The sequence below is a fragment of the Pseudomonas sp. UBA6315 genome (assembly GCF_002438125.1).
Lineage (GTDB): Bacteria > Pseudomonadota > Gammaproteobacteria > Pseudomonadales > Pseudomonadaceae > Aquipseudomonas > Aquipseudomonas faucium.
In genome coordinates this window covers 35,653-58,219 of sequence record NZ_DJTF01000143.1, presented here as the reverse complement: position 1 = coordinate 58,219, position 22,567 = coordinate 35,653, and the positions used below count along the sequence as shown (strand labels likewise).

Annotated in this window: 25 protein-coding genes; 23 read left to right on the top strand and 2 right to left on the bottom strand. The window is 64.1% G+C overall.

The window, feature by feature from the left end:
• Nucleotides 1–258 precede the first annotated feature (258 nt).
• Nucleotides 259–2,289 (top strand): DNA topoisomerase III, encoded by a 2,031-nt coding sequence (locus tag B3E94_RS17240; RefSeq protein WP_003116834.1) that lies wholly within the window; start codon nt 259–261, stop codon nt 2,287–2,289.
• 723 nt (nt 2,290–3,012) lie between these two features.
• Here the strand turns inward: B3E94_RS17240 and B3E94_RS17235 are convergent.
• A complete protein-coding gene (locus tag B3E94_RS17235; RefSeq protein WP_003098972.1) occupies nt 3,013–3,648 on the bottom strand; it encodes a cation transporter in 636 nt (211 codons plus the stop codon).
• Nucleotides 3,649–4,065: 417 nt separating this feature from the next.
• Here B3E94_RS17235 and B3E94_RS17230 point away from each other — a divergent pair, with 417 nt between their 5' ends.
• Nucleotides 4,066–4,269: a hypothetical protein gene (locus B3E94_RS17230; RefSeq protein WP_023657334.1), complete on the top strand. Its 204-nt coding sequence runs from the start codon at nt 4,066–4,068 to the stop codon at nt 4,267–4,269.
• Between the two features lie 12 nt (nt 4,270–4,281).
• Nucleotides 4,282–4,656, top strand: coding sequence for a DUF3703 domain-containing protein (locus tag B3E94_RS25640; protein ID WP_011516992.1), 375 nt, complete (start codon nt 4,282–4,284; stop codon nt 4,654–4,656).
• Nucleotides 4,657–4,723: 67 nt separating this feature from the next.
• Here the strand turns inward: B3E94_RS25640 and cadR are convergent, their stop codons facing one another.
• Nucleotides 4,724–5,122, bottom strand: coding sequence for a Cd(II)/Pb(II)-responsive transcriptional regulator (gene cadR / locus B3E94_RS17225; RefSeq protein WP_003098965.1), 399 nt, complete (start codon nt 5,120–5,122; stop codon nt 4,724–4,726).
• 91 nt (nt 5,123–5,213) lie between these two features.
• On the opposite strand from cadR, the gene B3E94_RS17220 reads away from it, so the two are divergent.
• From B3E94_RS17220 to B3E94_RS17125, 20 genes are all read left to right on the top strand, one after another.
• A complete protein-coding gene (locus tag B3E94_RS17220) occupies nt 5,214–8,126 on the top strand; it encodes a heavy metal translocating P-type ATPase (RefSeq protein ID WP_003098961.1) in 2,913 nt (970 codons plus the stop codon).
• Between the two features lie 3 nt (nt 8,127–8,129).
• Nucleotides 8,130–8,630, top strand: a complete 501-nt coding sequence (gene lspA / locus B3E94_RS17215) for a signal peptidase II (protein ID WP_034137618.1) — start codon at nt 8,130–8,132, stop codon at nt 8,628–8,630.
• 336 nt (nt 8,631–8,966) lie between these two features.
• Nucleotides 8,967–9,278 carry a hypothetical protein gene (locus B3E94_RS17210; RefSeq protein ID WP_003108988.1) on the top strand — a complete coding sequence of 104 codons (312 nt, stop codon included), beginning with the start codon at nt 8,967–8,969 and terminating at the stop codon, nt 9,276–9,278.
• 337 nt (nt 9,279–9,615) lie between these two features.
• A complete protein-coding gene (locus tag B3E94_RS17205) occupies nt 9,616–9,828 on the top strand; it encodes a hypothetical protein (RefSeq protein WP_003116833.1) in 213 nt (70 codons plus the stop codon).
• 21 nt (nt 9,829–9,849) lie between these two features.
• Nucleotides 9,850–10,242, top strand: coding sequence for a hypothetical protein (locus B3E94_RS17200; RefSeq protein ID WP_003098949.1), 393 nt, complete (start codon nt 9,850–9,852; stop codon nt 10,240–10,242).
• Between the two features lie 213 nt (nt 10,243–10,455).
• Nucleotides 10,456–11,193, top strand: coding sequence for a hypothetical protein (locus tag B3E94_RS17195; RefSeq protein ID WP_003098947.1), 738 nt, complete (start codon nt 10,456–10,458; stop codon nt 11,191–11,193).
• Between the two features lie 96 nt (nt 11,194–11,289).
• Nucleotides 11,290–11,568 carry a hypothetical protein gene (locus tag B3E94_RS17190; protein WP_003108989.1) on the top strand — a complete coding sequence of 93 codons (279 nt, stop codon included), beginning with the start codon at nt 11,290–11,292 and terminating at the stop codon, nt 11,566–11,568.
• Between the two features lie 287 nt (nt 11,569–11,855).
• Nucleotides 11,856–12,668, top strand: coding sequence for a hypothetical protein (locus tag B3E94_RS17185; RefSeq protein WP_006226009.1), 813 nt, complete (start codon nt 11,856–11,858; stop codon nt 12,666–12,668).
• A gap of 141 nt (nt 12,669–12,809) precedes the next feature.
• A complete protein-coding gene (locus B3E94_RS17180; RefSeq protein WP_006226010.1) occupies nt 12,810–13,163 on the top strand; it encodes a DUF3085 domain-containing protein in 354 nt (117 codons plus the stop codon).
• Nucleotides 13,164–13,529: 366 nt separating this feature from the next.
• Nucleotides 13,530–14,459 carry a DUF3577 domain-containing protein gene (locus B3E94_RS17175; RefSeq protein ID WP_282497535.1) on the top strand — a complete coding sequence of 310 codons (930 nt, stop codon included), beginning with the start codon at nt 13,530–13,532 and terminating at the stop codon, nt 14,457–14,459.
• 58 nt (nt 14,460–14,517) lie between these two features.
• Nucleotides 14,518–15,207 (top strand): DUF3275 family protein, encoded by a 690-nt coding sequence (locus B3E94_RS17170; protein ID WP_006226012.1) that lies wholly within the window; start codon nt 14,518–14,520, stop codon nt 15,205–15,207.
• Nucleotides 15,208–15,301: 94 nt separating this feature from the next.
• Complete coding sequence (locus tag B3E94_RS17165; protein WP_006226013.1) at nt 15,302–15,628, top strand: hypothetical protein; 327 nt, start codon at nt 15,302–15,304, stop codon at nt 15,626–15,628.
• A 102-nt stretch (nt 15,629–15,730) separates the two neighbouring features.
• A complete protein-coding gene (locus B3E94_RS17160) occupies nt 15,731–16,072 on the top strand; it encodes a hypothetical protein (RefSeq protein WP_006226014.1) in 342 nt (113 codons plus the stop codon).
• A 104-nt stretch (nt 16,073–16,176) separates the two neighbouring features.
• Nucleotides 16,177–16,827: a hypothetical protein gene (locus B3E94_RS17155; RefSeq protein ID WP_008266552.1), complete on the top strand. Its 651-nt coding sequence runs from the start codon at nt 16,177–16,179 to the stop codon at nt 16,825–16,827.
• 40 nt (nt 16,828–16,867) lie between these two features.
• Complete coding sequence (locus B3E94_RS17150; protein WP_254916320.1) at nt 16,868–18,001, top strand: DUF6094 domain-containing protein; 1,134 nt, start codon at nt 16,868–16,870, stop codon at nt 17,999–18,001.
• Nucleotides 18,002–18,051: 50 nt separating this feature from the next.
• The gene (locus B3E94_RS17145; RefSeq protein ID WP_003098896.1) at nt 18,052–18,372 is read left to right on the top strand and encodes a hypothetical protein; all 321 of its coding nucleotides are present in this window, start codon (nt 18,052–18,054) and stop codon (nt 18,370–18,372) included.
• Between the two features lie 89 nt (nt 18,373–18,461).
• Entirely contained in the window at nt 18,462–18,767 is a 306-nt protein-coding gene (locus B3E94_RS17140; protein ID WP_003098895.1) for a hypothetical protein, read from the top strand.
• A 136-nt stretch (nt 18,768–18,903) separates the two neighbouring features.
• Nucleotides 18,904–21,183: a helicase-related protein gene (locus B3E94_RS17135; protein WP_003098893.1), complete on the top strand. Its 2,280-nt coding sequence runs from the start codon at nt 18,904–18,906 to the stop codon at nt 21,181–21,183.
• Between the two features lie 138 nt (nt 21,184–21,321).
• Nucleotides 21,322–21,921 (top strand): PilL N-terminal domain-containing protein, encoded by a 600-nt coding sequence (locus B3E94_RS17130; RefSeq protein WP_003098890.1) that lies wholly within the window; start codon nt 21,322–21,324, stop codon nt 21,919–21,921.
• Nucleotides 21,918–22,562, top strand: coding sequence for a hypothetical protein (locus B3E94_RS17125; RefSeq protein ID WP_003098888.1), 645 nt, complete (start codon nt 21,918–21,920; stop codon nt 22,560–22,562). The genes B3E94_RS17130 and B3E94_RS17125 overlap by 4 nt, the downstream gene beginning before the upstream one ends.
• Nucleotides 22,563–22,567: the final 5 nt, after the last annotated feature.

Here is a 22,567-nt window from a genome sequence, read left to right as displayed (position 1 = left end):
GTGCTTCGCCGCCCTCCATGCGCTGCGAATTATCCCCAGGGGATAGCTCCACCAACGTCCACCGAGTTCCACGCGCGCTCCCGGAAATCGCGGCTCTCGGCCCGCACACTTCCGGCCACGCACCTTCCCCGCACTCGCCATTTCATCGGCGTGAAAGCGGTCGCTGCCGCATGCGGCTTGTTTGCTGCTGCCAGGGGCTGCGCTCGGCATCCTCGATCCCAGCAACTCCATGAACAACAGGAATCGGGATGGACGGATATGCGGCTGTTCTTGTGCGAGAAGCCCTCCCAGGGCAAAGACATTGGCCGGATTCTCGGCGCCACGCAGCGCGGTGAAGGCTGCCTCAACGGTTCCGGCGTCACGGTCACCTGGTGCATCGGCCATCTCGTGGAGGCGGCGCCGCCCGAGGCCTACGACGAGCAGCTCAAACGATGGTCCGTTGAGCAGTTGCCCATCATTCCCCAGCACTGGCGGGTCGAGGTCAAACCGAAGACCGCCACGCAATTCAAGGTCGTCAAGGCGCTCTTGGCGAAGGCGACTCACCTGGTTATCGCCACCGATGCCGACCGCGAGGGCGAATTGATCGCCCGCGAGATCGTGGAGCTTTGCGGCTACCGCGGCCCCATCGAACGCCTGTGGCTGTCGGCGCTCAACGATGCGTCCATTCGGGCGGCACTGGGCAAGCTGCGGCCTTCGGCCGAGACGCTTTCGATGTACCACTCGGCGCTGGCGCGCTCCCGTGCGGATTGGCTCGTGGGCATGAACCTGAGCCGGCTGTTCACGGTGCTGGGGCGACAGGCGGGTTACGACGGCGTGCTGTCGGTCGGCCGCGTACAGACCCCGACGCTCAAGCTCGTTGTGGACCGCGACCGCGAGATCGCGCGCTTCGTGTCCGTACCATACTGGGCCATCGCCGTGTCCCTGTTCGCAGGCGGTTCGACTTTCGCCGCGCAATGGGTTCCACCCGATGCGTGCACCGACGACGCAGGCCGCTGCCTGCGGCAGCCGGTCGCACAGCAGACCATGCAGCAGATCCGCGCTGCGGGCAGTGCCCACGTCGTGTCGGTGGAGACTGAGCGTGTCCGCGAAGGCCCGCCGCTGCCGTTCGACCTGGGCACCTTGCAGGAAGTGTGTTCCAAGCAGCTTGGGCTGGACGTGCAGGAAACCTTGGAGATTGCCCAAGCCCTGTACGAGACGCACAAGGCCACGACGTACCCCCGCTCGGACTCCGGCTACCTGCCCGAGAGCATGTTTGCCGAAGTGCCCACCGTTCTCGACAGCCTGCTCAAGACCGATCCCTCGCTGCGCTCGATCATGGGCCAGCTCGACCGCTCGCAGCGCTCGCGCGCCTGGAACGATGGCAAGGTCACGGCGCACCACGGCATCATCCCGACGCTCGAACCGGCGAAGCTCTCCGCCATGAGCGAGAAGGAACTGGCCGTGTACAGGCTCATCCGGTCGCATTACCTGGCGCAGTTCCTCCCTCACCACGAGTTCGACCGCACTGTGGCCAAGTTTTCGTGCGGGGGGCAGAACCTGGCGGCCACGGGCAAGCAGGTTGTCATCCCGGGTTGGCGCCAGGTGCTCGCCGAGCCGCAGGCCGAAGACGGTGATGGCGAGGGCGATACTGCGGTCCGCGCCCAGGTGCTGCCCGCGCTGCCGAAACTGTATGAGGGCCTGGCATGCCAGGTGGCCGACGTCGATCTCAAGGCACTCAAGACGCTGCCGCCCAAACCGTACACGCAAGGCGAGTTGGTCAAGTCCATGAAAGGCGTCGCCAAGCTGGTGTCCGATCCCCGCCTGAAGCAGAAGCTCAAGGATACGGTTGGCATCGGCACCGAAGCGACGCGGGCCAACATCATCGGCGGCCTGATCGCTCGCGGCTACCTCGTGAAGAAGGGGCGCGCCATCCGCGCCTCGGATGCGGCTTTCACTTTGATCGATGCCGTGCCTGCGGCGATTGCCGACCCTGGCACCACCGCCGTCTGGGAACAGGCGCTCGACATGATCGAGGCCGGACAGCTCACCCTGGACGTGTTCATCGGCAAGCAGGCCGCGTGGATTTCGCAGTTGATTGCGCAGTACGGCAGCGCCTCCCTGTCCATCAAGGTTCCCCAAGGGCCGGCATGCCCGCAGTGCGGCGCACCCACGCGCCAGCGCAGCGGCAAGAGCGGCCCGTTCTGGTCGTGCAGCCGCTACCCGGACTGCAAAGGCACGCTGCCAGTCGAATCCGGCAGCTCCAAGCGCGGCGCCTCGCGCCCGCGCCGTAGCGGCCGCAAAGGCTCCTGACCGCCCCCGTTCCCCGTGAGCCGTGCCCGCCTTCGGCGGCGTGGCCCCTGTCCCGCACTCCGCCGCATGCCCTGCGGGACGCCCAGCGCGCAACGCCTTCTTGATCCGTGTGCGCGTCCCGCCCAGCCGTCCCCGGCCGCGGGACCTGAAGGTAGCTTCTCTGCGAGCCGCACCACGCGCGTTCTGTTGATCTGCGTTTCTTCCGCCCTCTGCGAAGGGTCTCCCGGTGGCTTGCCAGGCTGCACGAGCCACCGGGAGACCCTTCGTGGTCAGCGGTAATCGGTGCCGGTGCCCGCCGGTGCAAAAACGGGCTCCCTTTGTGCGCGGATGTGCGCCAGACGATGCCGGCCCCAGCCACGACATGGGCCGGGTGTGATTGCTTGATGAGCAGACGGTTCTAGCGACGACCGGGCCTGCCAATCAGCCCACGGGTGGTTCCTCTTTTCTCCCGAGCCGAAGGCCGTTGGGCCTTCGGCGCCATTCTCCTGCCCATCAACGTCCCGGCCCGGCCATTGGCCTGGGCCACACGAACAGGAGAGACGACATGCACCCTCAACCTTGCGCACCGCTGCTGTACGGCAGACGGAGGTCGAGAACGGCATGCCCGCCTATCGCGCGGCCATCGCCAATGGTACGCTCGGCTGCAGCCGAGGCCGTAGCCCAAAGGCTGGACTACCTCTTTTGCAGAGGTAAACCTCGGGATGAACTGGGCGAAAACATGCCTTATGTGCCCGCCTTACGGCGAGCTGTTTCCGATGCTTCGCGCAGGATTTCCCGCCCCCCATTCGCTGCGATTGCGGCCACGATGACGCCCAGCACCAGATCCGGGATGTTCGACCCGAACCCCATCACCAGCACCCCGGACAGCACAATCGCACCATTGACGATGGAGTCGTTGCTGGTAAAGATCGCTGACGCCTTGAAGTTCACATCTTCCCCGCGATGGCGGCGCAGTAGTCTGAGGCACACTAGGTTCAAAGCCGCGTTCAGCGCGGCCATGGCCATCATGGCTGGGCCGACAGGCTCTTCCCCTCCAGCGAAGCGGCGTAGGACTTCCAACAGCAGCAGCGCGGCCAGGCCGATTAGCAAGAAACCCGACAAGCGGGCCGCGCCCACCTTGACCGTTGCCGCACGACCGACGGCATACAGGCTAACCGCATAGACCGACGCATCGGCGAGGTTGTCCAACCCGGCGCCCATCAGCGCCGTAGAGCCAGCCCAGATGCCAAGGGCAATGCCGGCGGCGGACTGCGTCAGGTTGATCAGCAACACAGTCAGAAGAATCTTTCGGTCCTTCGCATCGCTCGCATCTAGGCGGCCCAACTCGTCGTTTTCGTGATTTCTGTGGTTTTCAGCCATGCATTGTTCCTTCCAAATCGATGGATGCTGAAGCCTGTAGCGGCTGGAGAGTCAAGGCGCAGATGCAACGAACTTGCCACAGGGTCTTCCCGGACGCCCTTGACTCTACCGTAGCTAGAAGGTTTTCCAATCCAGTCAGAGCTTTAGGACAGAACAGATGAGCACCAATGCGCCCCCTTCATTGCGACTGTCATCCGGTATGGCTGCTATCCACTGATCCGTGGCGCCACTGCGGTTGTGCTCTTCGGCGAGCTCGCGACCGGCCGGCCGTCTTTTCCGACGGAGCTACTCACAGTGATCGTCGCGCTCGCTTGTGCCGCCTTGCTAGAGGGCGGGCGGCCTTTCCACTCCCCGTTGAGCCAGTAGCGGCGTTCCAAGCTGTGGTTGGCCGTCGGCGCATGGCTCGGCTTCTTGGTCGTGCATCTGGCCTTCCAGCACTCCAATCTGGGATACCGGGTCGGGCCGTTGGGATTGTTGATCGGGGTGGCTGAAGCCCATCGCTGGCATCACAAGCGTGAGCACGAAGACGCCCAAGTCAACTACGGCGATTTCTGGATGCCCGGGGGCCACTTGTTCAGCGCTTTCCGGTCGCAAAAGCACACGCTGGGCGCCAAAGAGTGACACTCAAGAAAGATGGACTTTCCAATGGACTACGGCCCGCAGCTTGTCTATCCCTTCCGGAGCCGGCCAGCAGCGGCAAACGCTTGCGCTGCTGGCTATACGATCTTGCCCACGTCGCATTCTTGCGCGAGTCGGGCCTTGCGGCTTCTTGCGAAGCGATCGCGAGTTGCGTGGCGTGCCCATGAGTCGGGCCGCGTCGTGGCGCACTGCTACCTTGGCCTGCACCTGCACCTGCGCAGCCACGCCGCGATGCTCGGTCTGGCCTGGAGAACCCGTAAGGTGGCGGAGATTGCGGCGCGCAGGTCGTCCGGCTCGCGCTGGCTCCTGTGGGCCACGCCCTCGGTCGCACGCCGTCTCAAAACGTCAGAATCGCGCGCTTTCGCATGATGGAGCGCGGCACGTGGCTCTCAGAACTGGACCCGATCACTTCCAGCACCGATGACACGCTCGAGCTTCAGGCGGGCTCGGCCAAGCTGTTGAGAATGCCGCACTCGCGCGAGGTTCGGGCGCTATCGCAGGAGCGTCGCAGATCCATTAACTCGCGCTCCAAGGCGCGCAATTCCTTCATCTTGGTCCGCACTTGCGCGATATGAGCGTCGACCAGCGCGTTCACCTCGCCGCAGCCCAACTCTGGCCGATCCCGTAAGTTCAGCAGTTGACGGATCTCATCCAGCGTCATGTCCTTCGCCCGGCAGCGGCGGATGAACAGCAAGCGCTGCAAATGGACTTCGTCATAGAGCCTGAAGTTGCCCTCGCTACGTGCAGGCTCGGGCAGCAAGCCTTCTGACTCGTAAAAGCGCACGGTCTGCACCAAGCAATCTGCCTTCTTGCCCAGTTCACCGATCCGCATCATGGTTGCTTCCTATAAAAAACTTGACTCTATATCTACTAGAGGTTTTCTAATGATGGCATCCGGGGAAAACCTTGTCAATGAAGAGCGATCTATGAACAAAGAACCTTCCAGCCCATGCGCCTGCTCCGGCGGCAATGGCCAACAGACGGCGTGCGCCAGTGAGCAGGCCAGCACTGAAACCACCGTTTTCCACGTGAGCAACATGGATTGCCGCAATGAGGAAGCACTGGTGCGGCGAACGCTGGAGGGCATGCCCGGTGTCGAGCGGCTCCTGTTCGATCTTCCGCAGCGTTTGTTGACCATTTCGCACCGCGAAGTCTCGGCCGATGCCTTGGAGCAAGCGCTGAATTCGGTGGGCATGAAGGCTCAGGCTGTCCGAGACGCCGCCGTGTCGACCACCTACCGCATCGAGAACATGGACTGCCCGAGCGAGGAGAAACTCATCCGCTCGCACCTCGGGGCAGTCGAGGGAATTCAGGACCTCGACTTCGACCTCGCTGAGCGCACCCTGTCGGTGAAACACCTCGCTCAGGCACGCGCGCAGATGGAGCAGGTCCTGGCCTCGATCGGCATGCGCGCCAAGGAGCAGACCTTCGGCCACACGGGGCCGATCGAAGCCGCGGCTGTGATCCCATCCTCGGCCCTGCAGCAGCAACCAACCGCTGCCGTTTCCGCGCCGCCGATCGGCGAGCGGGTGACGTACCGGATCGAGAACATGGATTGCCCGACGGAAGAAGCGCTGATCCGCGACCGGCTGGGCAAGCTGCCGGGTGTGACCGCGCTCGACTTCAATCTGATGCAGCGTGTGCTGGGAGTCCAGCACACGCTGGCGACCTCAGCGCCGATCGAGAAGGCGCTTGCTTCCATTGGAATGCAGGCTGCGCGGCAGGACATGCAGACAGCCACCACGGTACTTCGCATCGCGAAGATGGACTGTCCGACCGAGGAAAGTCTGATCCGCGGCAAGCTGCAAGGCATGCCGGGCGTGCAGGGAATGGATTTCAACCTGATGCAGCGCACGCTCACGGTTCGGCACACACCCGACGCGATCAAGCCGGCAGTCGAAGCCATCGAATCGCTGGGCATGGAAGCCGAGGTCCAGAGGACTGATGAGCCGCGCGATGCCCCGGTGGCCGCGCACAAGACCAATTGGTGGCCGATGGCGGTTTCGGGCGTTGCGGCGGTGGCCGCCGAAGGCGTGTACTGGGTCAACGACGGCAATCATTGGGCCGTGATCGTGCTGGCACTGGTTTCGATCTTCACCGGCGGCCTCAGCACCTACAAGAAGGGCTGGATCGCGCTGAAGAACCTCAACCTGAACATGAACGCCCTGATGGCCATCGCGGTCACCGGCGGCATGGCGATCGGCCACTGGCCGGAGGCCGCCATGGTCATGTTCCTGTTCGCGTTGGCGGAAGTGATCGAGGCGAAGTCGCTGGACCGCGCCCGCAACGCCATTCGGGGGCTGATGGACTTGGCGCCCGAGACCGCGACCGTGCGGCAGGCCGATGGCTCATGGACAGAGCTGCCGGCCAAGGAGGTCGCAAAGGGCGCGGTGGTCCGCGTGCGTCCTGGCGAGCGCATCGCACTGGACGGCCTGATCACCTCGGGTCGATCGGCCATCAACCAGGCGCCCATCACCGGCGAGAGCCTGCCCGTCGAGAAGGCCGAAGGTGACCAGGTCTTCGCCGGAACCATCAATGAGACCGGCTCTTTCGAATACAAGGTGACCGCAGGCGCCAGCGACTCGACGCTCGCGCGCATCATCCATGCCGTGGAGTCCGCGCAGGGCAGCCGTGCGCCCACGCAGCGCTTCGTCGACCAGTTCGCCCGCGTCTACACGCCGGCGGTGTTCGCGGTGTCCGTGCTGGTTGCCGTCGTGCCGCCGCTCGCCTTCGGCGGCGCATGGTTTGACTGGGTCTACAAGGCCCTGGTACTGCTGGTGATCGCCTGCCCCTGCGCTCTGGTCATCTCCACGCCGGTCACCATCGTCAGCGGCTTGGCCGCTGCCGCCCGACGCGGCATCCTGATCAAGGGTGGCGTCTACCTGGAGGGCGGGCGCAAGCTCAAGGCGTTGGCCCTGGACAAGACCGGCACACTCACACATGGCAAGCCCGAGCAGACCGACTTCGTGCCGCTGATCGGCGAGGCGCAGGAAGTTGCCGCCTGGGCCGCAAGCCTCGCGGCACGCTCGGACCATCCTGTGTCTCAGGCCATCGCCCGCAAGGCGAACCGTGACGGCATCGCGCTGCACGAGGTCGACGACTTCGCGGCGCTGCCTGGCCGCGGCGTGCGCGGCCGCGTCGCCGGGCGCATGTTGCACATGGGCAACCACAGGCTCGCCCAGGAGCTGGGCCTGAGCGAAGCGACGCTCCAGGCTCGGCTGGAGACCCTGGAGCGCCAAGGCAAGACAGCGATCCTGCTGATGGACGATGCGACCGTGCTCGGCATTTTTGCAGTGGCCGACACCGTGAAGGAAACCAGCCGTGAGGCGGTGGCCGACCTGCAGGCGCTGGGTGTGCGCACGCTGATGCTGACGGGGGACAACCAGCACACGGCCGCGGCCATCGCTGCCCAGGTCGGAATCTCTGAAGCCCGTGGTGACCAACTGCCCGAAGACAAGCTCAAGACCATCGAAAGCCTGGTCGGCGGCGAGGGCCAGGTGGGCATGGTGGGCGACGGCATCAACGATTCGCCCGCGCTCGCCCGTGCCGACATCGGCTTCGCCATGGGCGCGGCCGGCACCGACACCGCGATCGAAACAGCCGACGTCGCCCTGATGGACGACGACCTGCGCAAGATCCCCGCCTTCATCCGGCTGTCGCGTAGCACTGCGGCGATCCTCACGCAGAACATCGTTCTGGCCCTTGGCATCAAGGCGGTGTTCCTTGCGTTGACGTTCACAGGGCATGCCACCATGTGGATGGCTGTGTTCGCTGACATGGGGGCAAGTCTTTTGGTTGTCGTCAATGGGCTGCGCCTCCTGAAGTTCAAGGCGGCATGAACAATGGATGAACCATCTCTTCGCAAGACGCAGTGGTACTCACTCGCGATCGTTATATTCGCCGGCGATCAGGCAGCTAAGAGCTACATTGACGCGACAACTCCCTTGGGTTGGTCGCACGAGGTGGCGTCATTCTTCAACCTAGTTCACGCTCTCAATCCCGGCGCGGCGTTCAGCTTCCTTGCTGGCGCGGGCGGCTGGCAGCGGTGGTTTTTTCTGGCGATCGCGTTCGCAATATCGGCATGGCTCGCATGGCTGCTCTCCCGGCCGCTGCGCAAAACGGAAGGCCTTTCGTACAGCCTCATTCTGGGCGGCGCATTGGGCAACGCGTTCGACCGCGCCACGCGCGGGCACGTTATCGACTACATCGACTTTCACCTGCACGGCTGGCACTGGCCCGCCTTCAACATCGCTGACATGACCATCGTGGGCGGGGCGATCGCGCTGGTGGCCCAGTCGTTCATGAGCGTGGAGAACCCGGCCGCCACAAAGGAGTCCCAGTGACATTGGGACGATCCGGAAATTCGCAATGCACACGGTGCAGGACACCAATCTGAAGAGAACGGCCCCCAGCATGAGCGGCCGCGGCTTGGCCCTCATGCTAGCGCCCACCGCCGCTTTTGCTGCAACGCCCTGTTGCGATGGCGGCGATTGCTGCAACGACGTCGCAATGCCTTGCTGTGAATAAACAGCACGCAAGCCAGTTGACCTGGCAATTATGAAAGTCCATCACGGCGATGCTGGCCTTTTTCGTTCCAATGAGCCGTCACGGAGAGGTGATGATGAAGCTATGCCGGGATCCTGCAAGCTTTAGGACGGTCTTCTTTACCGCATAGCGATATGCTGATGTCACCCGTTCGCCTCGCCTGGCAAGTACAAGTAGTTCGTCGCGGTTTTCTGGCCGTGTCCGCCCGCTTCGCTGGCCCTTTTGCCCCAAACAAGCGCAATCATGCCTGCGTTACCACCAAAGTTCGCCCCCGCCAGTTGCTGTTCCTAAAGGGCATCAAGCTCAACGCCATCGCCGACCGGCCAGCGTATTTCGCATCGCTGCGTGCCCGTCGGGGCCAGCCCATCGTCATCCTCGCAGAGCTGGGACCGGACGAGGCATTCGCCCTGTGGAAGCAGCATGTACTGGGCGACAGGCCTCGCTGACCCAGTTTCGCCTCATCCTCCTGACAGCCCCGCACTTATTGCGGGGCTTTCTTTTTTCCGCGTTCGCCAATCGGGGCTGTTGCAAATGCCGATTTCCGGCTGACGCGGCTCGCCTCGCGCATGAAGCTGCCCGCATGTGTCGCTGATTCGTCAGCACCATGCCAGCAGCCAGAGTTTCCAGGCTGCCGCGGATTCTTTCCGCGCTACCCGCCAGTCCGCCATCGCATCGAGTCTGCGGACGCGCGTCACCCGTGACGCCGATGCTTTTTTCTCAACCGCGTGCGGGAGCTGCCATCCCGTGAGGGACGAGGCCCCGCTTTTTCCAAGGAGCCCGTCCATGTCCCAGCAAGCCTCTTTCGGCCAGTTGGCCTTGATCCATTGCGGCAAGTTCCTGCCGCTCGAAATCCTGCATAGCGCCGCCGGCCACTACATCGGCACGCGCGATACAGAAGGTCCCGTTTCGCGGGAATCCTGCCAGTACTTCCGCAGCTATGCCGCGGCTCAACGTGCCCTCGAAAGAGGCGGCTGGTCCCAGCTCGCCACACCCTGATCCAACTGGAGGAACCACGTCATGAACCAGCTTTTGCCCCAGGAAGTCGTCGATCAGATCATGCGGGAAGAGCAGCATTTCGCCGCCGCGCCCCAAGCCTTCTTCGAGGTCTGGAAGCGCGGCGTCGAGATCGCAGGCCCGCAATGGTTTGGCGACGGCACGCGCGAAGGCCTGAACCAGGCAAAGAGCAAGTGGGATCTGCGTCCCGACATGCTGCGTGCCAACGACGCACTCGGCGTCCTGAGCAGCGGGGAACGCATGTTCCTGTCCGCCATGTTCAGCTTCTACAACGCGCGCGAGGGCGGTGCCATGCTCAAGCGCTGCCACTTCCAAGGACTGTCGGACTTCGATGGTCTCGATCTGCAACGCCGCAAGGTCATCGCCGATCTGTTGGTGAACTACAGCGGTTGGTGAGCCGGTCTGCGGCATACCACCGTCTTTTTGTTCACTGCCCATGAGGGACATGCGTCCACGCGGCCATGTCCCTCGATTTTTCTTCCGTCAGCCTGCGCCGATTGGCCCAAAGCCCTCGATCAGTGCCGCCTGACGCTTTTTCCACTTTCAACCCACCGGGGTTCAATTCCCGGTGGCGGGAATTGGCTCCATTATTCAATCTGGAGAAATTCCATGACCCAGAATCCCAATCCCTTTGTACGCGGCTACTGGAATCTGAGAGTCGTCCGAACGCTGTGCATCTGCTACGGGGACGGAAGCCCGCATGTCTGGCGATCCATCCACACGAGCCAAGCGCATCTTTCCGACAACGACCTGATCTCATCGCCTTGCATCGTCACCAGCGACTTCGCGTTGATCAAAAGCGGCACTGACGCCATCAGCGACGAGCTGATTGCTGAATGTGATGCTGTTGAAGGCATCAACGGCGAAGGCGTGGTGGGCGCCGTGGTCTATGCCATCCATGGCGACGACCTCGACGGCCGCCCGGTCCATGTCGGTGATACCTATTCGGCCGAAGCCGCGCGAGACGTGGTGCAGCGGTTGAGTTTCGAGACCGGCTATTACAGCCGGTGCTGGGAAGTCAGCAGCGCGCACATCTGCCAGGAAACCGGCCAGTACCTCGCCAACCTGGCAGACCTCGCCACGCCGGAGGCTTTTCTGTTCATCGCCTTTCGGGTTCCGTACAGCCCGGCGATTGGCGTCAAGCTGATCTCCACGCCCTGGACAGACAAGAACCTGGAATATGCCGAGGGCATCAGTGCTGAGCAGCTTCGACAGGAGCACCGCGACAAGGGCATGCCTGACGACCTGGCGAACATCCTTGAACTGGCCGGCCAGGCAGATGTGCGCATCCTCATCCTCGATGCCGACGCACCCGCGCTACTGGGCTTGCCACTGGCCGAGACCTAGCAGACACGCGACGCGCAAGCCTTCCCCTTTATCCCCCATATGCCAGCCCGCCTCCCACCAGGAGCCGGGCTGGTTCAATTCCATAGGAGCAATCTCATGTTCCCCGATCTCATCTTGCCCACGCCCGACTTCGAGAATCAGCTTGGAGCCTGCGTCAACGCCATGAGCCAGGACGACGCCATCGGCCAGATCCTGGTGTTCGAGCGCATGAGCGGTACGCTGCACATGCGCCATATCGACAGCGCCGATCTGGTGGACACCGACATTGACGACTACGAAATGGTCGTATTCGACGGTGGCAACACAAGCGGCGACACGTGGAAGCACGTGTTCTTCCCGCGTCAGCGAGAACACTACTTCGTGTACGAAGCCTGACCCCCAAGCCCCTTTCGAGGGGCTTTTTCTCGCCCGCAGCGCTGGAAAGCGGGTGCGATGGGGTGCCGTTTCCTGCAAGCGGGCCGCTTACTCCCGGGCCATTCTTGCCCCATGTTCGTCGGCGTTGCCGACACATGCCCAGGCAGCCAAGACCTTCAAGGCTGCAAGCACGGGAAGCCGTGCTGGTCGATGTTTTCCACGGACGTACCGCGTCCATCCACACCACCCACAAGGGACCTCTCCCTTGCGGGCGGGGAATCCCTTGTTTCTTCCTCAAGGAGATTCCCATGGACCGTTCCCTCATCAAATCCATGATGCCTTCGCTAGTCGCAGGCCACGTGCCCCGCAACGTGCGGTCGTTCAAGTACCGCGTGTTCGACGATCAGCCGCAATCTTCGACATTGGGCTTCGCCGTCGACCCCCAGCCCTTCGACGGGAAGGTAGTCGCCATCACCGACGATGCCATCGTCGTCAAGCTCAAGCCGAGCGAGTTCGCTGTGCTCGATTCCAAGCTGGTGACCACCGTCCCCGACGAAGGCGCCAAGGTGCATGTCCAACCCTACGCACGGCGCCGTTTCGATGGGCTGCGGGCGGACACGCCGGAAGAGCGCACCGAGATGACGTCCGACGGCATTCCCTACACCGTCAAGACGCACATCCTCGGCTCCGCGCCGGCCAAGCTGCCCATTCCCGAGCCGCAGTGCATGGAGCTGGGTCAGCTCATCCAGCAGTTGGAGGAAATGCCGGCGCCCGATGGCTTCCGGCGCATCACCCACATGCTGGTCGATGCGGGTGCCCGGGATTTCACCTGGGTCGATCCGACGCCGTCCAAGATCATCGAGACGCCTCCGGCGATCAGCTTCACGGTCTCGACCGCGAAGTTCGAGGGCCGGGTGACGGTGCTGTACGACCGAGGCGGCGACACCTACGTGGTGGAGCTGCATCGCGACGGCGAATTGGTCGATCGGCATGACGAGGTGTATTTCGACATGCTCGGCGAAGTGCTGGAGCGACTCATCGACGACGGACGTTGGCGCCTGATCGATGTGAGCGTGATCGACGCCAAGGCTACCCGGCAGCGCCAGGCGGTGCCGGCATGACGCCGGAAACTGAATCCTGCCGGTTCTACGGCTGACCCGTGGGTCCCGCCACGAAGTTTCGCCCATGGGCCATGTGCCCACAGGCCCTCCATCCATGCGGATGGAGGGCCTTTTCTCTATTCCACATAGGAGATTTCAACCATGTCACTGCGATTCAAAGGCTCCGACCTGCGCCCCGTGCTGACCGAGGCCATCGCCAGCCAATGCCGCGTCATCCTGGTCAAGGACCAGGGCGTGTACTTCCTCGCCGAGCAGGGAGAGCGCCGCCCGGATGGGCGTGTGAAGCTGCTGGCCTATGCCGTCGGCTGCAACCCGGATACCGACCCGTTCGACGACTGGTGGGAACTGGCGCGCGCCGAACTGGGCGGCGACGACTTCGGGGAGTACTTCGACCCGAAGGACGGCGTATTCACGCGCATCCTGCACACCGAAGACGACCTGATGCTGTCGGCCACCGCCACACATCTGTCGCTGGAGGTGGTGCCTCCCGCATAGCGCGGCAACCGCCACTCGACTCTCGCAGCCCCCCACACCGGGGGCTTTCTTTTGCGCTGAGCCGGGCTGCGTGGACAAAGGGAAACGCGCGGATGCCAATTGATTGCTGTCGCGCGCGCGAGGCCCGGCCATGCTGACCCCATGCCTGCTGACGCTGTCAGCGACATGCCAGGCAACCATCGGTCTTCGAGGTTGCGGCGCAGTTTCCACTGCGTGACCGAGCCAGCTCGCACCGCATCCATCCGCGAGCGGCCACCAGTCCCTGGTGGCGGATGCTTTCGCCTTATCAACCCACCGCGGGGTTACGCACCTTTCCCCGCATGCGTGGGCTCGGTGTGTCTCCGCTTTTCCCTATGGAGATTCACCATGAACACCACTTCCAACGAGAAATCGTATTTCGACCTCCACACCTCGGGCATCGGCTACCTCCAGCGTGTCCGTGAGGTGCCCGTCAGGGGCGGCCGCCGTGCGCAGCCCTTCCTGGCATGCACCATCGCCGCGTTGGTCGGCTCCGCTAAGGACCCCAGCTACCGCTACTTCGACGTCAAGGTCTCGGGTGCCGAGGCCAAGAAGCTCGTTCAGCGCTACATCGGCGTTGACGATCCCAAGCAGCGCCCGCTGGTGCGTTTCCGCCTCGGCGATCTGTGGGGCGATGCGTACATCCGCGACAAGGGTGAGCAGAAAGGCCAGGCCGCCGCGTCCCTCAAGGCGCGACTGCTCAAGGCCGAGCTGATCGACCGGGCCGAACTGGCCTCGATCGAGAAGCATGAACTGGTCACCCACGGCATCGGCTACCTCAACCGTCCGAAGGACGTCACCCCGAAGGATGGCGACCCCTTCCTGTCGTGCTCGATCGCCGCACTGGCCGGCCCCGTCGATGAGCCGGACTATCGGTACATCGACACCATCGTCTCCACCCCTGAAGCCGAGCATCTGGTTCGCCGATGCGTGCAGGCCATCGAAGGGGATCGCAAGGTGCTGATCGCCTTTCGTCTGAACGACATGAAGATCGATCCGTACATCCGCACCAAGGGCGAGCACGCTGGGGAACCGGCCGCAAGCCTGGAATCGACGCTGGTCCACATCGGTCTGATCAAGATCGACGGCACCCAGGTCTATCCGACGAGCCAGGCGCATGCCGAGGCAGCGCCAGCGGAGGACGCACCCGCGTCCGAAGCCGCCAACGCCATCGACACTGCCGCCGACGCCGTTTCCTACCAATCTGCCGAGCCCGCCGAGCGCGAGCCCGAATGTGCAGTCGAGGAGCAGGAGCCGGCATTGGCTGCTTCGTTCTGATCCGGCACGGCCCCTCACGGGGCCTTGCCTTTTTCCTATTCGTCCAAGGAGAACCATCATGGCAGCCACATCGGCACCTACGAGATCAGCCCTACCCATCGTCGTCCCGGGCCAGCTCACGTTGCGGACCATCCGGGGCAAGAACGGCCCGTTCACGGTTGGGCGCCTTTCTACCCCCATCGGCGAGTTCGCGGTTAAAGACGCGGAGTTGGAGCAGTACCCCGAAGGAAAGTACGACGGGGATTTCGTCATTCGCTACATCTTCGCGAAGTCCTATCCGGTCGCGGGCGGCGCGCGGTTTGAAGTGCGCGCAAACCTCGACGGCATGACGCTCAACGGCATCGACAAACTGAGTCGTGATGAGGCCCGCAGCTTCGCCACCCAGGAAGTCGATCCACTCGATGAAGAGCTGGGGACGCAGCCTGCGGAAACGCCGGCCAAGCCCGCCAAGGCCTCCAGACCCGCCAAGCCCGCACCCGTGCAGGCCTCGGCGGACCCGCTGGTCGATACCACGCCCTTCGGTGTGGATGCACCGACGCCCGCTGCGGCGGCTGCCCCTGGCAGCACCGAAGAGGGCGACGTTGCTTTGTTCGGCTTGCTCTGGCCGCTGGGCGATTCCGTGAAATTGGATTCGACCATCGACCGCCGCGCCCTGCGCGCGCAGATCGCCCGCCTGGGCGATCTGGGCTACGCGCTGGACTTCAAAACGCAGGAGTGGAGCCGCCAGGCCGAACTGCAACCTGCGTGATCGCAGACACCGCATGCGCGGTGTTCTTCATCCACCCGCCGGGGCTCTTTCCCTATGCGGGGAGGCCCCCGGCTTTCTTCTGGAGGTCTCCATCATGTCCACCATCGATTGCGATACACCCCGTTCTTCGCTGGGTGAACCCGCGTGGCGAGCTGTTTGCAAGACAGCCGCCGAGCACGCCCAGCGTGGTTGTGGCCTGTCCTGGGACCACTGGGTCACGCTTTTCAGTTCGGAGATCGACGCGCAAGCCAGTCGATTGCCGGAAGAGCAACGCGCACAGGCGCTGCAGATCGCACAGGAATGGGGCTACGCCACACCGGCCGAAAGGCAGGAAACCCAGGACTGGAACGCCGAAAACGGCTACTGCTCGCACGGAATCGAACTGGGTTATTGCCCGTCCGGTTGCGATTCGGACTATTGAGGTCCGGCACACGTCATCGCCGCTTGCGCGGCTTTTCTCCACCCCTTGGGGCAGCACCTGCCTCAGGGGCGGTGCTGTTTCCGATTCACCGAGGACATCACCATGAGTCGGCACTACTTCGACACCGTTCACAAGGGCTTTCCCATCACCGTCGTACTGGGCTGGGACCGGCCGGCAAATTACTTCTTCCTATTCATCGAAAAGCCGGCCGAGCTGATCGACGATACCGCGAAGGTCGAGAGCGACGACTTCTTGTACAGCAACCTGCACGAGAGCGACCCGTTCAACCACTACCTGGACTACTACCGAGTGGTCCTGCGCCATTTCCACATCGACGTGCCCGAAAGCATGTTCACCGAAGTCCAACAGGACTGCGAGGGCAACGTTGGCAACCGTGTAGTCAAGCATCAGGCCGACGGCTCGTTCACCGAACAGACGTTCTGAACGCCCAAGCGGATCGAACACCTTATCCGCATTCCTTCATCCCTAACGGGGCATTCGCTGCCCCTGCGGGCGGTGCTGCCCCTCATTTCATCGAGGACACCACCATGCACGCACACACTTCATCCACCACGCTGTTCCACATCGACGAATGCCCGGACGTTATGGCCGACGCTTGCGTCGGCGATGACCAGGGCAACCTGATCTTCCTGTCCATCTGGGCGCGCGACACCGCCGTCCAGCAGTTCCTTGCACGCCTGACCCTCGGGCGCGACGAGCAGGGACTGGACCAGTTCCACGTCATCACCGACCAGGGCGGCAGCGTCCCGGTATTCATCGGCAACGTCGATCGCCTGGAAAAGCGCATCACGCGCGCCTACCGGCGAACGCTGTTCGGTTCGCTGTCCAACGTGTGGCTGTTCGACCGGCGCTGCGTCAAGCCCGACAAGGCCAACGCCAGCGCATTGGCACTGCTGCCACGTGACAGCGCCCACCGGCTTGACCGCCTGTGGATGCTGGTGCGGGACACCTGCCCGTTGCCGCTGCTCGACCACTGGCGCGAGACCGTGCTGGAACTGCTGCAAAGCCGCGAGATGCTGGCCCGCCTTCCGTCCGCCCTCGGGCCGCTGGAAGGCCATCGGCTCGCCATCGACGTGCCGGCGCTGAGCTTGGCGCTGGGCTCCCTGATCCGCAGTGACGCGCTCACCGCCTATCCCTATCCGGCCAAGATTTGGACGCCGGAAGCGGTGGCGGCTTGACCCACCCTCGGAGGCACGCCTTGGCGTGCTTCCGTCATTCATCCCCGCCAACCAGGAGACTTCCATGGCTCTCATGTTCCCGCGGCTCGCCCGCAATTTCGCCAAAAATGGGTACTACCCGACCGACGAACCCACGCTCGAAAGAGCCCTCAACGCACTGATGCCCAGCGACGGGCCGATGTGCATCCTCGATCCCTGCGCCGGTGAAGGCGTGGCAATCGCCGAAGCCTCTCATGCCCTCGGGCGCGAACAGGCCAAGGCGTTCGCCGTCGAATTCGACGCCGAGCGGGCGCGCCATGCCCGCGGCCTGGTCGATCACTGCCTGCACGCGGACCTGATGGACACGATGATCTCCAAGCAGTCCTTCGGACTACTGTGGCTGAATCCACCGTATGGCGACCTGTCCAAGGACGTCAACGGCAACATCGGCTATCAGGGCCAGGGCCGTGCCCGCCTCGAAAAGCTGTTCTATCAGCGTTCGCTGTCGCTGTTGCAATACAGCGGCGTGCTGGTCTTCATCGTCCCCGGCTACGTGCTCGACGCGGAGCTGGTCGGCTGGTTGACGCGCCACTACACCGATCTGCGTATCTACCGAGCGGTGGAAACGCAGTTCAAGCAGGTGGTGATCTTCGGCCGCCGGGTCCGTCAGCGGGAGCTGGCACCCGATGGCGTCAAGGCCGTGCGCAATCTGCTGCTGCAGGTTGGGCTTGGCGAAGTCGAAGCCGAGGAACTGCCGAGCGAATGGCCGTTCCTGCCGTACATCGTCCCCGCCAGTCCGGCCGAGCCGGAGCATTTCTTCCGCGTGACGATGGAGCCCGAACAGTTCGCCGACGAGGTTGGCCGGCTGCAAGGCCTTTGGCCGTCGCTGGACACGCACTTGGGGACCGCGCAGCAGTCGCTGCGTCCACCGGCGCGGGCCTTGTCCCACTGGCATCTCGCCCTGGCTCTGGCCGCGGGCGCGATCTCCGGCGTCGTGCGCTCCCAGACGGGGCGCGTGCTCGTCGTCAAAGGTGACACCCACAAGGACAAGACGCTCCAGCGGGAATTCACCGAACGCGAAGACGGCTCCATCGCCGAGACACGCATCCTCACCGACAAGTTTGTGCCCGTTATCCGCGCGTGGGACATGACGCCTGGCTCCCCGACAAGGGGCGAGGTGCTGACCATTCGCTGATCCACCGGACGCGCTGCCGTCCTGCTGTACCACATCGAAGGAGAAACACCATGTTCCCCAATCCGTTCAAGCGGCCTGCGCCGCGCAAGCAACCCTTGTTCGCACCGAGTACGTTGAAGTTGAGCGAGAAGGTGCATTGGCTGGCTCGGCGAGGCCTGATCGACCCCTTGGCCTATGTCCAGCGCCATGTGCGCGGGGACTGGGGCGAGATCGATGAGGCCACCCGCCAAGCCAACGACGTCGCAATCCAACAGGACAACCTGATGATCTCCCAGTACCGGATCACGCCGGAACTGGTGTTGCTCGTGAAGACCAGCGAAGACCACCAGACCACGGTGGTCCAGCTTCCCGAAGAGCGCGACCTGATCTGAAGGCGCCGCCTCGTCATCCCATCCACTTGACGGAGCCACTTCACTCCGCCAGGGGTGTCGTGGCTCAATAGCCTTTCAAGGAGGAGCCCATGGCATCGCATCGCATCGAAACCTACTGCCAGAGGCTGGCGTTCCCCATCGGGGCGCTCATCTTCAGCCGAGGCATTGATCGCCTTGTCCGCGCGGGTCGCCTGGACCCGATTCCGTACTTCAGGCGCCACACCCGTGGCGACTGGGGTGACGTCAACGTCTGCCAATGGCACGCCAACGGCGTTGCACTTCAATCGGGCGCGTCGCTGGAATCGCACTATGTGATCCACCCGGGACTCGCCATTCGCATCATCACCGATGCGGGGCGCAGCGTCACTGCCATCGTGCTGCCGTCCGAAGACTGAGCACGGTTCACCCGCAGGCCACTCAGGCTAGCATCTTCAACCACCTTCGGCCGCGCGCCGATTTCCTTCCCACCACGGGGCATGCCATTGCCCCGCTGGGGGTGGTGCATGCCCCATTTTTCATTGGAGCATCACAATGTCCTTCGATCTCGAAACCACTGCCGCTGACGCCGCGCCCGTACAGGGCGAACTGCTCGACGCGGAATCATCCCCTCTGACCCTGAGCCTTCAGGATTTCGTCGGCGAGTTCGGCGACGAACTGCTCGACGCCCTCAACAGCGCCAACCCGCCTGTCTATACCGGCCAACCGCAGGCGCACCGGCAGCTCATCGTCGCCAGCCTCAAACGCAAGCTGTTCCCGGCCCAGGCCGAAGTCGTCCACGCCGCCGCCGAGCTGCTGATCGACCGTGGCGAACGCGCCGCGATCGTCAATGGCGAGATGGGCTGTGGTAAGACGACCGTTGGCATCGCCGCGGCCGCCGTGCTCAACGCCGAAGGCTACCGCCGCACTCTGGTCCTGTCGCCACCGCACTTGGTTTACAAGTGGCGGCGGGAGATCCAGGAGACGGTGGCCGGCGCCAAGGTATGGGTGCTCAATGGGCCGGATACGCTCGTCAAGCTCCTCAAGCTGCGTGAGCAGTTGGGCGTGCAGCCCACGGGCCAGGAGTTCTTCGTCCTGGGGCGCGTCAGGATGCGGATGGGTTTCCACTGGAAGCCCGTCTTCACCCAGCGGCGCACCCGCCACGGCGACGTGGCGGCCTGCCCGGACTGCGGCACGGTCATCACCGACCTCGACGGCGAGCCGGTCAACCCGGTCGCGCTCGAAGCCGAGGAGTACCGCAGGAAGTGCAGCCATTGCGCTGCGCCCCTGTGGACGCTGATCCGCCCGCGCAGCCTGTCCGGCAGCGACCAGTCCTCGGCCGTCCTCAAAGCCCTGAAGCGCATCCCGACCATCGGGGAAGTCACTGCGCAGAAGCTGATGCAGAAGTTCGGTGACGGCTTCCTGGCCTCGATGCTGGGCGACAACATCCACGAGTTCATCAACCTCATGGATGGCAACGGCGAGCTGGTGTTTTCCGACCGTCAAGCCACGCGCATGGAACGTGCGATGGCCAACATGGAGTTCGGCTTTGGCGAGGGCGGTTATCAACCCTCGGAGTTCATCAAGAGGTACTTGCCGCAAGGTACGTTCGACCTGCTCATCGCTGATGAAGCGCATGAGTACAAGAACGGGGGCAGTGCCCAGGGCCAGGCCATGGGCGTGCTGGCGGCGAAGGCTCGCAAGACCTTGCTGCTGACTGGCACGCTGATGGGCGGCTACGGTGATGATCTTTTTCACCTGCTGTTCCGAGCCCTTCCGGGGCGGATGATCGAAGACGGCTACCGCCCGACCACGAGCGGCAGCATGACCTCGGCTGCGATGGCGTTCATGCGCGATCACGGGGTGTTGAAGGACATCTACTCCGAGAGCACCGGCACGGCGCACAAGACGGCCAAGGGCACCAAGGTATCGGTGCGCACGGTCAAGGCCCCGGGCTTCGGCCCCAAGGGCGTCTTGCGCTGCATCCTGCCATTCACGATCTTCCTCAAGCTCAAGGACATCGGCGGCAACGTCCTGCCGCCGTATGACGAGGAGTTCCGTGAAGTCGCGATGGACACGGCGCAAGCCGCGGCCTACCGCGATCTGGCGGGTCGGCTGACCGCCGAGCTGAAACAGGCTCTGGCGCGACGCGATACGACCTTGCTGGGTGTGGTCCTCAACGTGCTGCTGGCCTGGCCGGATTGCTGCTTCCGGTCGGAGACCGTGGTGCATCCGCGCACGCGCAACACCTTGGCGTTTGTCCCGGCTCAGTTCAACGAGTTCGAGATCAGCCCCAAGGAGCGTGAGCTGATCGACATCTGCAAAGAGGAGAAGGCGCAGGGCCGCAAGGTCCTGGCCTACACGGTCTATACCGGCACGCGCGACACCACGTCGCGCCTGAAGGTGTTGCTGGAGCAGGAAGGCTTCAAGGTGGCGGTGCTGCGCGCGAGCGTGGATGCCAGCCGCCGCGAAGACTGGATCGCCGAGCAACTGGACCGTGGCATCGACGTGCTCATCACCAACCCCGAGTTGGTCAAGACGGGGCTGGACCTGTTGGAGTTCCCGACGATCGTGTTCATGCAGTCGGGCTACAACGTGTACTCGCTCCAGCAGGCGGCACGCCGCTCCTGGCGCATCGGGCAGAAGCAGCCCGTGCGTGTGATCTACCTCGGCTACGCCGGTTCCTCGCAGATGACCTGCCTGGAGCTGATGGCCAAGAAGATCATGGTCTCGCAGTCCACCTCGGGCGACGTGCCCGAATCCGGGCTCGATGTCCTGAACCAGGACGGTGATTCCGTCGAGGTCGCACTGGCCCGGCAGCTTGTCGCCGCATGACACGTTCCACTTACGGCCCTTCGGGGCCGTTTTTTTTGCCGCTCCCGGTAAATCGGACGCTGCCTGGTTCGCATTGTTTGCTGCCGCTCGCGGCCTGAGCGGCGATGGTGAGGGCTGGATGTTTCAGGACGCCGAGCTATGTGCCCCTCTCCACCGTGGTTTCACTATCCCGAACGCCGCCTTCTGGCGGGATTTCTCGGCCTGCTGTGGTCGGTGCTGGCCGGTGGCTGCGCGACGACGACTGCGCCGGTCGCGCCCGACACCATCGCGGAAGTCTTGGCCGCGCCTGAACCCGAGGCTTCCGAGTACATCCCGGTCGTGCGCTACGCCCGCTACACACTGGTCGAACTGGCACCCATGGCGGCGCAGCGCGACCTGTTGTTGCAGACCATCGACGTGTCCATGCCCGAGGATGCCCGCGCCACGGTCGGGGATGGGCTTCGGCACGTGCTCAAACGCAGCGGCTATGGCCTGTGCCAGACCGCGCATGCCGTGATCGAGCTGTACGCGCTGCCGTTGCCGGCGGTACACCTGCACCTCGGCCCCATGACCTTGCGCGATGCGCTGCTCACGCTGGCTGGCCCGGCCTGGGAACTGCACGCGGATGACCGCGCACGGCAAATCTGCTTCGAGCGGCCCGGCGATCGCGCGGTCGCCGAGTCCCCATCCGAGCCACCCGCCACCGAGGCGGTGCAGACGTTCCCGCTGGCACCCATGGTTTCGGGAGGCCAGCCATGAACGCCCCGCAACCTGCCCAGCGATCGACCGCCGCCGTGGTGGTGCAGAGCCTGATGTGGCTCTGGTTGATCTTCCTCAGCGTCTTGGCGGCCCTGGGCTACCAGGCCCTCAGCGACCAGGCCGACCAGGAGCGGCTGGATTCCCGCCTGCAACGCCTGGAAGCGCAGGCAACTGGCTTGGCCGAGACGATCGAGGCCATCCAGCAGCGCCCGGCCGTCGCGACGGACGCTGACCTCAAAGACACCCGCCAGATTCTGGAAGCACGCGCGGCCCAGGTCGAGAAATCTCTCAGTGGCTACGCAGCGGCCGACGACCTCCAGGCGCTGCGCGCGGAGGTCGAGCAGATCAAGGCGCGCCAAGCCGCCGCGCGTGCCACCGCACCCGCCCAGCGGCGCGCATCGCGCACGTCCGCCGCCTCCAAGACCGAGCTGCCGCCGCTGCCATTCCGCGTCGTCGGCGCCGAACTGCGCGCCGGCCAGCGCAGCGTGTCCGTCGCGCCGAGCATCGGGGACTTCACGCCCGCCCAACTTCAGGTGCTGCTGCCCGGGGATGCGGTCGGCCCGTGGCGCCTGCAGGCGATCGAGGGCAACACCGCAGTGTTCCAGGCCGGCAACCAGACCCGCCGCGTGGCGATTCCCTGACCGGA